Here is a 14,271-nt window from a genome sequence, read left to right on the forward strand (position 1 = left end):
GTTTCATGCATCTTCTTCTCGCCCAGAAGGGGACGATCGACGATGGCGGCGAGGCGGTCGATCTCGGCCAGTCGCCCGCCGATCTGGTCGTCCTGACGGCGGCCGATACGGAGATCGCGAGCCTTGCGGGCGCTGCCCGCAGGCTGGGCGGGGAGGCGCCCGGCCTTCGCCTCGCCAATCTCCTGCGGCTCAAGCATCCGATGTCGGTGGACGCCTATGTGGAGCGGACCGTGCGCCATGCGCGGCTGGTCGTCGTACGGCTGCTGGGCGGGCGTGGTTACTGGCCCTATGGGCTCGATGCGCTGCTCGCCAGCGTCCAGGCCTCGGGCGCGCTTCTCTCAGTCCTGCCGGGAGACGACAAGCCGGATCCGGGCCTTCATCCCTATAACCGCCTCGATGGCGCAACGAGCGAACGGCTCTGGCGCTATCTGATCGAGGGCGGGGCGGAGAACGCGGAGCGCTTTCTTCTCGCCTGCCGGGCGCTTCTCGATGGCGGCGAGATGCCCGACGAGGCGCGCCCGCTTCTCAAGGCCGGACGCCTCAGGCCACGCGCGGGTACGGGCGACGAAGCGGAAGCCGGAAGACCGCGCCCGAGGGCTGCGATCGTCTTCTACCGGGCCCTCGTCGAAAGCGGCCAGACCGGGGCCGTCGAGGCACTGGCGGGGGCGATGGCGGATGCCGGTCTCGAACCCCATCCGATCTACGTCTCCAGTCTCAAGGACCCGGTCTCCGTCGAGACAGTGCGGGCGATCTTCGCCGCCGATCCGCCCGAGGTCGTCGTCAATCTCACGGGATTTGCCGTCTCCTCGCCGGGTGCCGCGCGGGTGCCGACGGTTCTCGAAGAGACGGGCGCGGTGGTTCTCCAGGCGGTTCTTTCGAGCGGCGACGAGACGGCCTGGCAGGCGTCCACCCAGGGATTGTCGGCCCGCGATCTCGCCATGAGCGTCGCCCTGCCGGAGGTGGACGGGCGCGTTCTCTCCCGCGCCATCGCCTTCAAGAGCGCCGGCGAATGGGATGTCCTGACCGAGACCGATATCGTCGCCCACAGGCCGATCGAGGATCGCACGCGCTTCGTCGCCGAACTTACGGCCCGGTGGGCCCGGCTTCGCGCGGCGCCGAACGGCGAGAAGAGCATCGCGCTCGTCCTTGCCAATTATCCCAATCGCGACGGGCGCATCGGCAACGGCGTCGGCCTCGACACGCCCGCCGGCACGATCGAGGTGCTGCGCGCGATGAAGGCCGCCGGCTACGAACTGGGCGCGGTGCCGGATGGCGGCAATGCGCTGGTCGAGTTCCTCATCGCCGGGCCGACCAATGCGGGGCTCGAGGGCCGGACGATCCGCGAGACCCTCGGCCTCGACGACTATCGCGCCTTCTTCGAGACCCTGCCGCAGAGCGTTCGCTCGCAGGTGACCGAACGCTGGGGCGAGGCGGCAGACGACCCGTTCGTGACGCAGGTGAACGGGAGGGCGGCCTTCGCCCTGCCGCTCGCCCGCTTCGGGCGGAGCGTCGTCGGCATCCAGCCGGCGCGGGGCTACAACATCGATCCGAAGGAGACCTATCACGCCCCGGATCTCGTGCCGCCGCACAACTACTTGGCCTTCTACGCCTTCCTGCGCCGGCACGCGGATGTCGATGCCGTGATCCACATGGGCAAGCACGGCAATCTGGAATGGTTGCCCGGCAAGGCGCTGGCCCTGTCTGAGGACTGCTTCCCGGAGGCCGTTCTCGGCCCCGTCCCCCATCTCTATCCCTTCATCGTCAACGATCCGGGCGAGGGCACCCAGGCCAAGCGCCGCACGAGCGCGGTGATCCTCGATCACCTGACGCCGCCGCTGACGCGGGCCGAGACCTATGGAGACCTGAAGGATCTCGAAGCCCTGGTCGACGAATATTACGAGGCGTCGGGCGCAGATCCGCGCCGGCTCGCGCTCCTGAAGCCCCGAATTCTCGATCTCGTGCGCGATATCGGCCTCGACGAGGATGCGGGGATCGATGCGCGCGAGAGCGAGGAGACCGCGCTCGAAAAGCTCGACGCCTATCTCTGCGACCTGAAGGAGATGCAGATCCGCGACGGGCTGCACGTCTTCGGCAAGGCGCCCGAGGGCCGGCTCCTCACCGATCTGACGGTGGCGCTCGCCCGCCTGCCGCGCGGGCGGGGGCCGGGCGAGGCCTCGCTGCACCGGGCGATCGCGGCCGATCTCCTGGGCGAGGCATCGGATTTCGACCCCCTCGATTGCGCCATGGCCGCGCTTTGGAACGGGCCGCGTCCCGACCGGCTCGCAAATCCCACTGATGACGCCTGGCGCAGCCATGGCGATACGGTGGAGCGGATCGAGCTTCTCGCCGCCCGTCTCGTCTCCGGCGAGAGCGGGGCGGAGGACATGCCCCGGACGGCGCTCGTCCTCGACGCGATCCGCGCCGATCTCCTGCCGCGCGTTAAGGCGTGCGGCCCGGCCGAGATCGCCGGGCTTCTTGAGGGGCTCGCCGGACGCTTCGTCGAGCCCGGCCCCTCGGGCGCTCCGACCCGCGGGCGGCCGGACGTCTTGCCGACGGGTCGCAACTTCTTCTCGGTCGATACCCGAGCCGTTCCGACCGAGGCCGCCTACGAACTCGGCGCGAAGTCCGCCGAACGTCTCGTCACGCGGCATATGCAGGACCATGGGGACTATCCCCGCAGCATCGGGCTCACGGCCTGGGGCACGTCCAATATGCGCACCGGCGGCGACGACATCGCCCAGGCCCTCGCGCTGATCGGCGTGAAGCCCGAATGGGACCGCGCCTCGCGCCGGGTGACGGGCTTTCGCATTCTCACCCAGGCCGAACTCGGCCGGCCCCGGGTGGACGTCACCTTGCGCATTTCCGGCTTCTTCCGCGACGCTTTTCCCGAGCAGATCGCGCTCTTCGACCGCGCCGTGCGGGCGGTGGCGGCCCTCGAAGAGGACGCGGACGACAATCCGATCGCCGAGCGCATCGCCCGCGAGACTGCGGAGCTGATGGGAACGGGGCTCGGCGAGGAGGAAGCGAAGCGCCGGGCGGGCTTCCGCGTCTACGGCTCCAGGCCCGGTGCCTACGGCGCCGGTCTTCAGGCACTCATCGACGAGAAGGGCTGGAACCAGGCCTCCGATCTCGCCGAGAGCTATCTGACCTGGGGCGCCTATGCCTACGGGCAGGGCGTCGAGGGCGTCGCCGAACGCGACGGCCTGGAGCGGCGGCTCGAAGGCGTGGAGGCCGTCGTCCAGAACCAGGACAATCGCGAGCACGACCTTCTCGATTCCGACGACTACTACCAGTTCGAGGGCGGCATGACGGCGGCCGTCGAACACCTCTCCGGCCGCCGTCCCGCGATCTATCACAACGACCACTCCCGGCCGGAGCGTCCGGTGATCCGCGCGCTCGACGAGGAGATCGGCCGCGTCGTGCGGGCCCGCGTCGTCAATCCGAAATGGATCGCGGGCGTCATGCGCCACGGCTACAAGGGCGCCTTCGAGATCACAGCGACGGTGGACTACATGTTCGCCTTCGCCGCGACGACCGGGGCGGTGAAGGATCATCACTTCGACGCGGTCTATCGGGCCTTCGTCCTCGACCGGGACGTGCGGGCCTTCATGGAGGAGAACAATCCGGACGCCTTCCGGGAACTCGCCGACCGGCTGGCCGAGGCGATCGGGCGCGGGCTGTGGTCCCCGCGCAGCAATTCGGCACCGGCCGAACTCGGTGCGATCCTGAATGCTGGCGGCGAGACTCCGACCGAAGAGTCGTCTGCCGAAGGAAAGGCCGGCCATGGCTGACACCGCTTCGACCGCCCTTCCGAACGGCATTGTCCGGGTCACCGCGAACAATCCCGGCCCGATGACCTTTCGCGGGACGAACAGCTATGTGGTGGGCGACGAGGAGGCCTGCTTCGTCCTCGATCCCGGTCCCGAGGACGAGGCTCATCTTGAAGCTTTGTCGCGGGCCGTCGCCGGGCGGCGTGTCGAGGCCCTCGTCCTCACCCATCGCCATGGCGACCATAGCGGGCTCGTCGCCCGGGCGAGGACCCTTTTCGATGCTCCGCTTCTCGCGGCCGCCTCGCCGGAGCGGTCCTATCAGGCATCGGTCGATTTCGGCGCCCTCGTTCCGGACGAGACGCTCGCCGACGGACAGAGGCTCGACCTCGCCGGCCACCCGGTCGAGGTCGTCGCAACGCCCGGCCATACCTCAGACCACCTGTCCTTCGCGCTGCCCGAAACCGGCCTCCTGTTTTCCGGCGACCATGTGATGGGCTGGTCGACCACAGTAATCATCCCGCCGGACGGCTCGATGCGTAATTACCGGGCCTCGCTATCGGTGCTGCTCGCCCGCAAGGACGATCTCTACCTGCCGGGCCATGGCGATCCGGTCGCCCAGCCCCACCGCCTCGTGCGCAGCATCCTTGCCCATCGCGCCCAGCGCGAGGCGATGATTCTCGCAGCGCTTAAGGAGGGGCCGGCGCGCCTTCACGATCTCGTCGCGCGCCTCTATCCCAATCTCGAAGGCCCGCTCGCCATCGCCGCGTCCTATTCGGTGAAGGCCCATCTCGCCGAGCTCCACGCGCGCGGCGCGATCAGCGGGCCGGACCCCGTGACGAGCGAGGGTCCGTTCGCCCTCGATTAAAATACGCGAACGGAAACAAGGCTTTGACAGGGTTCCGTGTTCCGGCGGCCACATTGGCCTCGACGGTTTATGTCTTCCTTAAAAACTCTCAGACATTCTCTCCTTCGAACTTCTCCTCGAAGCGGGGCGAGGGCGCATGAAGCGCCGCTTTGCCGCGCGAACGGCATGAAGAGTGTTGCGTATGGAACTTCAGGCTCAGGATGCGGCGCAGCCCCGTCAGGCGAGGCGCAGCTTCGGTGCATCCCGTGCGGGCAGGGCGGCCGACGCCCTGACCGGGGATGGCGCCGCGGCGGCACGCTTTTGCCCGGCAGGCGTCGGTCCGAGAATCGGCGCGCTTCTGTCGGCGGCCCTCCTCGCCTCGGTTGCAACGCCGGTGATGGTCGCCCTCGACATGAGCGGTCCCATCGTCGCCGCCCCGCTCTTCCTCGCGGGCCTCGCGGTCGGTGCGGCCTCCCTGATCAGCCCCTCGGCCAAGCCCCAAGGCGCCGCCATGCCGGTGAGGCCGGTATCCGACGCCGTCTCGGCGAAGCTCGCTCTGCCCGTCGCCGATCTCTTCGACGCCTCGGCCTTCGTGGTCACCCAGGCCGGCCTCGTCACCGATACCAATGCGGCGGGCCGTCTGATGTCCCGCGCTCATGCGGATCCTGCGGAGGTTCAGGTCTTCTTCGATCTTCTCGCGCCGCACAGCCGCGGCGATGCGATGGCCGCGATCCGTTCGCGCAGAAGCGATCCCGTCCTCGTCGATCTGCGCGAGGGCGGCGCTCGGCGCCTGCATATCGTCTGCGAGGGCGAGGGTCAGGCCGTCGTCGCCGTGCTCAGCCATCCGGTGGAGGCCGCCGCCTCGCCGTCTCCCGCCGAGCCCGGATCGCGCAATCTGTCGGAAGCCATGCTGGCGACCGTCAGCCACGAATTGCGCACGCCGCTCAACGCGATCATCGGCTTTTCGGGCATTCTTGAGACGGAGCTCTACGGCAAGCTCGACTCGGATCGCCAGCGCGAATATGTCGGCCTGATCCAGAGCTCGGGCCAGCACCTGCTCTCGGTCGTCAACGACATTCTGGACGTCTCGAAGATCGAGGCGGGGGCCTACAGGCTCCAGTGCGAGCATTTCCTGCTCGACGAGCTCGTCGACGAGGCCTGCACCCTGGTGCGCTGCCAGGCACAGGCCAAGAACCTGGTTCTCAGCGTCGAGGGGCCGGCCGGCGGAACGATGATCCATGGCGATCGCCGCGCGCTGCATCACATGCTCGTCAACCTCCTGTCGAACGCAGTGAAGTTCACCGATGCCGGCACGGTCACCTTGAGCTGGGAGCGCGCGGGGCGCGATCTGAAACTCTGGGTCGCCGATACCGGGATCGGCATCCCGGCAAGCGAGATCGGCAAGCTCGGAATGCCCTTCGTCCAGGCCGAGGCCGCGCTGTCGCGCAAATACGAAGGCACCGGTCTCGGCCTCGCCTATGTCCGTGGCATGAGCGAACTGCATGGCGGGACGATGTCGATCATCAGCCAGGAAGGAACCGGCACCACGATCACCCTCGATTTGCCTCTCGTCCCGCGCCAGGCGGCCAATACCGAAGATCAGAACATCGTAGCGTTGAACCATGCCCGCAAAAGCCAGAACGACGGTCTCTCCCATGCAACGCAGCGCCGGACGGCTTGACGGTCTCGGCCGGCTGGCTGGATCGCTGGCGGTCGGCGGCTCGCGCCTCGCCGCTGGCGCTGCGGCGCAGATGCGCCGCCACCCGGTGGCCTCGGCCGGCTCGGCCGTGTTCGGCGCCTTCTTCGTCTGGGTCGCGGCCAATGCCCTCTACGCCCAGACCGGCCATCATCCGGCCCCACTGGTCGCCACGCGCGGCATGCCCGCGCCGAGCCTCGACGCCGCGGCCGAACCCGATCCGATGGTGCGCGAGCTCCAGATGGCTCTGGCGACCGCCGGCCTCTACACCCGAACCATCGACGGGCGCTTCGGCTCGGGCACGAAGGACGCGATCGAGGCGTTCCAGCGCCAGAACGGTCTCGCCGTGACCGGAACGCCGACGCCCGATCTTCTCGACGCCGTCCGCAAGGTCGCCGTCGCATCGCTTCCCAGCCCCTCGCGCAAGCCGGCGGACTGGACCGATGCCGAGGAGCGCGAACTCCCGGAGACGAACGATGCCGGGCGCGGCGGGCGGGTGGTCGAGACGGCCGATTCGCTCTCCTCGATCATCGCGGGCGACGAAGCCGAGACCCTGCGCCGGGACGAACTCGTGAAGAAGATCCAGACCGGCCTGACGGCGATCAGCGTCGCCGATCTCAGCGCCGACGGCATCGCCGGGGCAAGGACCCGGGCGGCGATCGAGAAGTTCGAGATGCTGGAAGGCATGGACGTGACCGGCGAGCCTCGCCCCGAGCTCCTGGAGCAGCTCATCCGCATCGGCGCTCTGCCGGGGTGAACCCGGATCGATCGGCGCTCCACGGGATCGTGGGCATACCGTCGCCGGGCCCCGAGATCGGGCCCGCCGCGCCTGTCCTTCGGGCGGCGCGGCTGGTATAGGCTCGCCCCATGCGGATCACCTCGGAACTCTTCGTCGCCCAGCTCGTGCGGCGTGTATTCAACGATGGCGGCTTTGCCGCGGTCGAGCGAAAGGGCGCGGCCTCGGCGGGCGCGATCTTCGTGACCTGCCGCGACCGGCAGGGCCGTGTGATCCTCCATGCCCCGGCCATTCAGAGCCTCGTCGAGAACGGCGACGGCCGGGCCTTCATGCGCGAGGAGATCGCCGACGAGGAGGCGCTGCGGACCCGTTTCGAGCGCGAGGCGCGGTTCGATCCCGATTTCTGGCTCGTCGAGATCGAGACCGATGCGCCCGAGACCTATCTGGACATCGTCGAGACCTGAGAGCTTCGTCTCGTCTCGCGCCCCTGCGGCGCGGCGACGGGCGGGACCGTTGGCCGCGGACGCGCGACGGCCTTGTTCATGCCATCTGTCTGCCGCAGAAGGCGGGCCTTAATCGCGGGCGCCCGAACCGGACCGGCATGAGCGGATGTTTCACATGAAACGGGCCGATGCGCGCAAGGACCGGTTTTCGGTTGCTCCGCTGCCTTGTTATAGACCCTCATGGACGAGATCCGTTCTAAAGACCGGGTGATGGACCCGGCGCTCGCCCGCGAACGCGGTTTCGCCACGAGGATGATTCGGCCGTTCCCGGCGGTCAGGCTTTCGCCCGCCCGGGCTTCATTCCGATCGAAGGAGGTTCGATGCGTCCAAGACCCCTGAAACGCCGATGGATCTGGGGGATCGGAAGCCTCGTCGCCCTCGCCGCGCTCATCGTTCTCCTGCCCCGCTTCGTCCTCGCATCCGACGGGGCGCGCGCCGAACTCGTCCAGCGGATCGAGACCTTGACGGGCGAGCCGGCGGCGATCTCGGGTCCGGTCGAATTCGACCTGTTTCCGCGCGCCCGGCTCGTGGCCGACCGCATCGCCATCGGCACGGCCGCCGAGACGCGGATCGAGCGCATCATCGCCGATTTCGATCCGATCGACGCGCTCTTCGGCGAGGCCCGGATCTCGCGCATCGTCCTCGTGCGCCCCGAACGCGACGGCGCGTCCGTCCCGCCCGCCGATCCGGCCGGCACAGGGGCCGTCGCCGGCCCGGAGCGGCGAGCCCGCGATTCGGCGGCCTTCGTCGCCGACCTTGCGGAACTCGCGCGCGGTGCGATCGACCGTCTCGACGATCTGCAGATCCTCGTCATCCGCAACGGCATCTGGCGCTCGAGCGAGGAGACGTTCGGGCCGAACGGGATCAGCAATGCCAATCTGACCATCACCCGCGCCTCCAATCTGAGCGCCTTCCAGATGGTGGGCGACTTCGTGTGGAACGGCGTTCCGGCGACTATGGAGATGAATCTCGCCTCCACCCAGCGCCTGAAGGCCGGGCAGGAGAGCGCCGTCGACTTCGACCTGTCCTCCCCGACCCTCGATCTGAATTTCGAGGGCCAGGTAGCCTTCGATCCCGCGCCGACCCTTCTCGGCAGATTCGAGGCCAGGGGCGATTCCTTTGCGCGCACGGCGGCCTGGCTGTCGGATACGCGCACCGAGATCCCCGATCTCGGTGCGGTGTCGCTCACGGGCAGTCTCGTCCTCGAAGGGCGCATGCTCGCCGTGAACGATGCCGAATTGCGCGTGGCCGGCAGCGCCGGGCGCGGGGCGCTCGAATACGATCTCGATCGCGACCATGTGGACGGAACCCTCGCCTTCTCGACCCTCGACCTGACGCCGATCGCCGAGGCGATCGTGCCGCTCCCGAGCGGGCCGTTCGGCATGATGCGCCCGATCAATGTGGATTTCGCCTCGACGGCCGATCTCGCCCTGCGGCTTTCGGCCGACGAGGCCCGCTTCGGCTCGCTCGCCTTCGCCAATATGGCTGCCGTCCTCACCGTCGGCGGGGGATCGGTCGGTCTCGAACTCGGCGATGCCTCCTTCTATGGCGGACGCGCCTATGGACGCCTGTCGCTTTCGGGCGGCGCCGATCCGGTCCTGTCGGGCGAACTGAACGGCTCGGGCGTCGATCTCGGCGCGGTCTCCAACGCCTTCGGAACGCCGGTGCTCGTCCTTTCGGGCAATGGCCGGGTCGGGGCGAACATTTCGGCGCCGGCCGAGGACTGGCGCACGATCGCAAGGAGCGCCGAGACGCAGCTGACCCTGTCTGCGGCCGATGGCAGCCTGTCGGGATTCGATCCCTCGGTCTTCGCCACCGCCGGCACCCGCTCGATCTATAGCGGCATCACGGGCGGCAGCCTTCCCTTCGAGGAGCTGAAGGCCGATCTGCGGGGCTACGGGACCGAGGTCACCGTGCGCTCCCTCAGCCTCGGCAATGCGAACGACCTCCTGGAAATGAGCGGCAGGGCCGACCCGGTGGAGGGCCGGATCGCCCTCGACGGGCGCTCGCGAAGCCTTCCCCAGACCGCTTCGAGCGGAACGAGGAGCGGCGAGTTCACCGCCCCGAAACCAATTTCGTTCAAGGTGGAGGGAGTTTGGCCCGATCTGCGTGTCGTCACGGACGGGCCGGCGGCCTCGCCCAGCGATGCGTCCGGCATCGCGGCCGGAGGGTCCGCCGCACCCTGATCTCACAAAAGGCTGCCGCGTCATGCCTCGCTCAACGTCCCTCGTCGTCCTCGCCGCCGCCGGGCTGATCCTGCAGGTTTCGACGCAGGCCTCCGCCCGCAACGCCCCGCCCGCCGCCTGCGCCATCGCCTTCCACGATGCGCTGAAGGGCGAGGCGAGGGCGCGCTTCGAGGCGATCGCGCCGATCCGGAAGGCGATCGCGACGGGCAGGTCGGCCCCGGTGCCAGCATCGGCGGCGACGGGCACGGTCTCGCGCTTCGTCTTCGATCCGCCCCGGGTGCGCCGGGACAAGGAGGAGATGCGCGCCCTCAAGACGGCCGGCGATCTTCTGAAGAGCGCGGGGCGGCCGGAATGGTCGGCGAGCGCCAACAGCCGGTGGATCGTCGATCGCGTGATCGCCGATCTCACCGATTTCATGGATCAGGACGTGACGCCCTTCATGTGCGGCGGTGTCGAGACCTATGTCGCGACGCTGGAAGCCTATCTCGATCGCATCGAGGGGCCGCAGCCGGCGGCGTTGGCCGGGCTCGTTTCGGCTCAGAGCGAGCGCGCCGGAAAGAGCCTTGCCGCGGCGAAGGCCGCGATGCGCCCCGTGCCGCTTCCGACCTATGCGCCCGAATACCGCCCGATCGCCGTTCTCGACGGGACGACGACCGAGGGCGCCCCGGTGACGGTGGAACTGAGGCGCGGCATGGGGCCGGAGATCCCTGGCCGCGACCTGACGCGCCCGGCCGCCCCGAGCGCCGCGCAGGAGGTCTTCGGCCCCCCGTTCGACCCGGCCCTGCCGCCCAAGCGTCCCATGGCGCCGCCGCCGCTCGCGAGCGAGCGCGACCGAATCGCGGCGATCAACGCCCTCATGTCGCTGGCTCGGGACGGCGGGTTCCTGCCCGAGCGCTCCTCCATGCTTCAGGGGCCGGCCGCCGGTGTGGCCGGCAGGCCCGTCCTCGCGAGGCTTTCGGCGGCGAAGGGCGCTCTCGACCTGCGCGCGGCCGGCTCGGCTCCCGATCCGGTCGCCTATCGCGGTCTCGTCGAGGCTCTCTCGGATATCGAACTCGTCGATCATCTCGCCCATGCCGAGAGCGAAGGTCCGAGGCAGGACCCCTTGCTCGCATCGGTGCGCGCGACCTTCGAGGCGATCCTCGTCGCCCAGAAGACGGCCGTCCGCTCGGAAATCGAGACCGCGCAATCGCAATAGCGCGATCCGGTCGCGGCAGGGCATCCTCCTCGCGCGCCGGCCGATATCTCTGCCCAGACATCTCGCGCCGTGCCCGGACCGATGGTTCGGGCAGCGGTTCGGCGCGGACACGATCATTCTTCGAGGTCCTTGTATCCGCCTCCTATGATTTCCATTTACCATCCACTTGGATGGATAAAGGAGTTTCAGGATGCCGAGGCGTGCGAAGGACGGGGCGGGTTCCTCGTCCGAAAGCGAGAAGATCACGATCAATCTCGGCCCGGTCGATCTCGGCCGGATCGATCTTCTGGTGGAGGAAGGCTTCTATGCCAACCGCACCGATCTCATCCGCACCGCCATCCGCAACCAGATTGCGCGCCACGAGGATGCGCTGAAGCAGAGCGTCGAGCGCCGCAGCCTCGATCTCGGTCTTCGCCGCTTCACGCGGCGCGATCTCGAAGCCGTCGTCGAGGCCGGCGAACGCCTGCGGATCGAGGTTCTCGGCCTTGCCGTGATCGATCCGGACGTGCCGCCCGAACTTGCAGCGGACGCCATCGCCTCCCTGCGTGTCCTCGGCGCGCTCCAGGCCTCAGCCGGTGTGAAGTCCGCCTTGAAGGACCGCATGGCCTGACGACCGCCATTTGCGCCGGATGCTTGATCCGGTGCCTCAGACATCAGCCAGACATCAGGAAGAACCGCCCATGACCTCGTTTTCCGGCATCGACATGACCGAAGTGACGCGCCTGACGCGCCAGGGACGGCTGAAGGAGGCGATGGCGCTCCTGAAAGGTTCGGCCGCCGCCCCCGAGACGCCCCGGCCGGAAACTCTCCGTCCCGAGGCGCGGCCGGGTGCTGCCGGGCCTTCGACCCGCGAAGAACTGCGGCGGACCGGGACGCGCACCGCCCGGCCGAACCGGGCCGAGCGGGCTGGCGCCGGGTCCGTGGCGCCTGAGCGTTTCGCGGAGCATCAGTTTCGCTGCGAGGCCGGAAGCCGGCCCTACAGGCTCTATGTTCCGGCCTCTCTCGACGAGCGGCATGAACCCGTGCCCCTCCTCGTCATGCTGCATGGCTGCACCCAGTCGCCGGACGATTTCGCGCGCGGCACTCGGATGAACACGCTTGCCGAACGGGACGGTTTCCTCGTCCTCTATCCCGGCCAGACGAAGTCGGCGAACATGTCGAAGTGCTGGAACTGGTTCTCGCCGGCGGACCAGCGGCGCGGCACCGGCGAACCGGCGATCATCGCGGGCATGGTGCGCGAGGTGATGGCGAACCATGCCGTCGACCCGGCCCGCGTCTTCGCCGCCGGGCTCTCGGCTGGTGGTGCGGCGGCGGCGATCCTCGGCCAGAATTATCCCGATCTCTTCGCCGCGATCGGCGTCCATTCGGGCCTTGCCTGCGGAGCGGCGAAGGACATGCCCTCGGCCTTCGCGGCCATGAAGGGGCAGGGGGCGGGCCCGGGCGGGGGACGGGCGATCCCGGCCATCGTCTTCCAGGGCTCGGCCGACACGACCGTCGCGCCGGCCAATGCCGGGCGCGTCGGCGCCCAAGCGCTCGGCGGCGCCAGAACCACGCAGCACACTGAGACCGGACGCTCGCCGGGCGGCGTCTCCTATACCCGGATCGTCCACCAGGCGCCCGAGGTCAGGCGTCCGCTGCTCGAGACCTGGACGATCGTGGGCCTCGGCCATGCCTGGTCGGGCGGCAGTGCGGACGGCACCTATACGGACCCGAAAGGACCCGATGCGAGCGCGGAGATGATCCGCTTCTTCGGCGAAGTCGCGGGGGCGCCGCTCGGTTCGACGCAATGATCCCGGGCTCGCGAAGCGCGTCGAGATCGTCCCCATCGTTGGGCGGCGCCCGTCATCGGTAGAAGAAGCAGCGCCCGACCTTCTGAGGCGGCACACGTCCCGCCTTCAGATCGGCGAGTTGAGGAAGATTGAGCCCCGCGCCACCGGTCACCCGATCAATGACGGCCTTGCTGGCCGGCGTCTCGTAGGCGCTCGTGGAGAGCGAGACATATCCATTCCCCGCTCGAACCATTCCGGGGACCAGGACGCAGAAGTAGCTGTCACGGGTACCTCTCATAATCCAGCCCGCACGCCCGCCACGACTTTTGGTCATCGGACTGATCTGATACCCCTTCGCGGCAAGTTCCGGAAAGGAGGCGGCACTGGCAGTGCCGGGGAGCATCGCGGCGGCAAGGCCGATCGCTGCTGTCAGTCCAAGGCTGGTCGGGATGGCTCGAAACGCATGCATCGGTCGGGTTCTCCGTCGCTTCCGTCAGGACAAGACAAGTCAGGTATCGCTGCGCGAGTTTATGGCAACCCAAGATGTAATTGCCGGCGGAGTCAGGTGCGCTCGAACCGGACCCCACCAACGAACAGGCGGTTTTAAGCGATGAAGATACTGACCCGCGACGAGACGATTTCGGCGCTGCCCTTCGACGGACTGATCCCGGCTCTCGATGCGGGGTTTCGTGACACAATCGAGGCGCCGCTGCGCCATCATCACTCGCTGGCCAACGATGACGCGCCCGACGATACGCTGCTCCTGATGCCGGCCTGGGCGGCGAGCGGCTGGGGCGGCGTGAAGCTCGTCAACGTGCATCCGGGCAATGGGGCGCTCGGGCGTCCGGCCGTCACCGCGACCTATATCCTCTTCGACCGGGAGACCGGCGAGCACGTTCTGATGCTCGACGGGGGCGAACTCACCGCCCGGCGCACCGTCGCGGCCTCTGCCCTTGCCGCCAAGCGCCTGGCGCGGCCGGACAGCCGCCGGCTTCTTCTCGTGGGGGCCGGGCGCATCGGCTCGGCGAGCCCCCATGCCTTCAGGTCCGTGCTGCCGATCGAGACGGTGGAGGTGTGGAACCGGAGCGCCGAGGGCGCCGAGAGGCTGGTCGACCAGCTTCGGGAGGAGGGGTTCGACGCTCGTCCCGCACCCGATCTCGCCGAAGCGGTCGGGCGCGCCGACATCGTCTCCTGCGCGACGCTTGCGAGCGAGCCGATCCTGAAGGGCGAATGGCTGCGGCCGGGCCAGCACGTCGATCTGATCGGCAGCTTCCGGCCGGACATGCGCGAGGCGGACGACGAGGTGATGCGCCGGGCCCGCGTCTTCATCGACACCGACCATGCCCGCAAGGAGTGCGGGGATATCCGCACTCCGATCGAGACCGGCGTCCTCGCCGAGGAGGATATCGCCGGCACGCTGGTCGATCTGTGCCGCGCGGACGCCTATCCGCGCGCCTGCGAAGACGAGATCACCCTGTTCAAGGGCGTGGGATCGGCGATCGAGGACCTGAGCGCGGCGATCCTCGCCGCCCGGGAGGTTCTCTGAACCGCCGGCTCGCCGCCGACGGGGGC

Annotated in this window: 11 protein-coding genes; 10 read left to right on the top strand and 1 reads right to left on the bottom strand. The window is 68.8% G+C overall.

Features of this window, described 5'->3' with window-relative positions; all coding sequences use genetic code 11:
• The first annotated feature begins 5 nt into the window (after positions 1-5).
• The 9 genes from cobN to DYI37_RS17835 all read left to right on the top strand — a co-directional run bounded on the left by cobN (position 6) and on the right by DYI37_RS17835 (position 12,720).
• Positions 6-3,791 carry a cobaltochelatase subunit CobN gene (gene cobN, locus DYI37_RS17795; RefSeq protein ID WP_116684624.1) on the top strand — a complete coding sequence of 1,262 codons (3,786 nt, stop codon included), beginning with the start codon at positions 6-8 and terminating at the stop codon, positions 3,789-3,791.
• Positions 3,784-4,635, top strand: a complete 852-nt coding sequence (locus tag DYI37_RS17800; RefSeq protein ID WP_158555210.1) for an MBL fold metallo-hydrolase — start codon at positions 3,784-3,786, stop codon at positions 4,633-4,635. Before cobN ends, DYI37_RS17800 begins: the two co-directional genes overlap by 8 nt.
• 181 nt (positions 4,636-4,816) lie before the next feature.
• Positions 4,817-6,295, top strand: a complete 1,479-nt coding sequence (locus tag DYI37_RS17805; protein ID WP_116684626.1) for a sensor histidine kinase — start codon at positions 4,817-4,819, stop codon at positions 6,293-6,295.
• Positions 6,270-7,067 carry a peptidoglycan-binding domain-containing protein gene (locus DYI37_RS17810; protein WP_158555211.1) on the top strand — a complete coding sequence of 266 codons (798 nt, stop codon included), beginning with the start codon at positions 6,270-6,272 and terminating at the stop codon, positions 7,065-7,067. The genes DYI37_RS17805 and DYI37_RS17810 overlap by 26 nt, the downstream gene beginning before the upstream one ends.
• A gap of 110 nt (positions 7,068-7,177) precedes the next feature.
• Positions 7,178-7,510, top strand: coding sequence for a DUF1491 family protein (locus tag DYI37_RS17815; protein ID WP_116684628.1), 333 nt, complete (start codon positions 7,178-7,180; stop codon positions 7,508-7,510).
• Between the two features lie 359 nt (positions 7,511-7,869).
• Positions 7,870-9,735 carry an AsmA family protein gene (locus tag DYI37_RS17820; protein ID WP_116684629.1) on the top strand — a complete coding sequence of 622 codons (1,866 nt, stop codon included), beginning with the start codon at positions 7,870-7,872 and terminating at the stop codon, positions 9,733-9,735.
• A gap of 22 nt (positions 9,736-9,757) precedes the next feature.
• A complete protein-coding gene (locus DYI37_RS17825; RefSeq protein ID WP_116684630.1) occupies positions 9,758-10,930 on the top strand; it encodes a hypothetical protein in 1,173 nt (390 codons plus the stop codon).
• A 190-nt stretch (positions 10,931-11,120) separates the two neighbouring features.
• Positions 11,121-11,540: a CopG family transcriptional regulator gene (locus DYI37_RS17830; protein WP_116684631.1), complete on the top strand. Its 420-nt coding sequence runs from the start codon at positions 11,121-11,123 to the stop codon at positions 11,538-11,540.
• A 70-nt stretch (positions 11,541-11,610) separates the two neighbouring features.
• Entirely contained in the window at positions 11,611-12,720 is a 1,110-nt protein-coding gene (locus DYI37_RS17835) for an extracellular catalytic domain type 1 short-chain-length polyhydroxyalkanoate depolymerase (RefSeq protein ID WP_116684632.1), read from the top strand.
• A gap of 52 nt (positions 12,721-12,772) precedes the next feature.
• On the opposite strand, the gene DYI37_RS17840 is transcribed toward DYI37_RS17835, so the two are convergent.
• Positions 12,773-13,168: a hypothetical protein gene (locus DYI37_RS17840; protein WP_116684633.1), complete on the bottom strand. Its 396-nt coding sequence runs from the start codon at positions 13,166-13,168 to the stop codon at positions 12,773-12,775.
• Between the two features lie 141 nt (positions 13,169-13,309).
• Here DYI37_RS17840 and lhpI point away from each other — a divergent pair, with 141 nt between their 5' ends.
• Complete coding sequence (lhpI, locus tag DYI37_RS17845; protein ID WP_116684634.1) at positions 13,310-14,245, top strand: bifunctional Delta(1)-pyrroline-2-carboxylate/Delta(1)-piperideine-2-carboxylate reductase; 936 nt, start codon at positions 13,310-13,312, stop codon at positions 14,243-14,245.
• Positions 14,246-14,271 lie beyond the last annotated feature (26 nt).

The organism is Fulvimarina endophytica (genome assembly GCF_003403015.1).
In the GTDB taxonomy this organism is placed as follows: Bacteria; Pseudomonadota; Alphaproteobacteria; order Rhizobiales; family Rhizobiaceae; genus Fulvimarina; species Fulvimarina endophytica.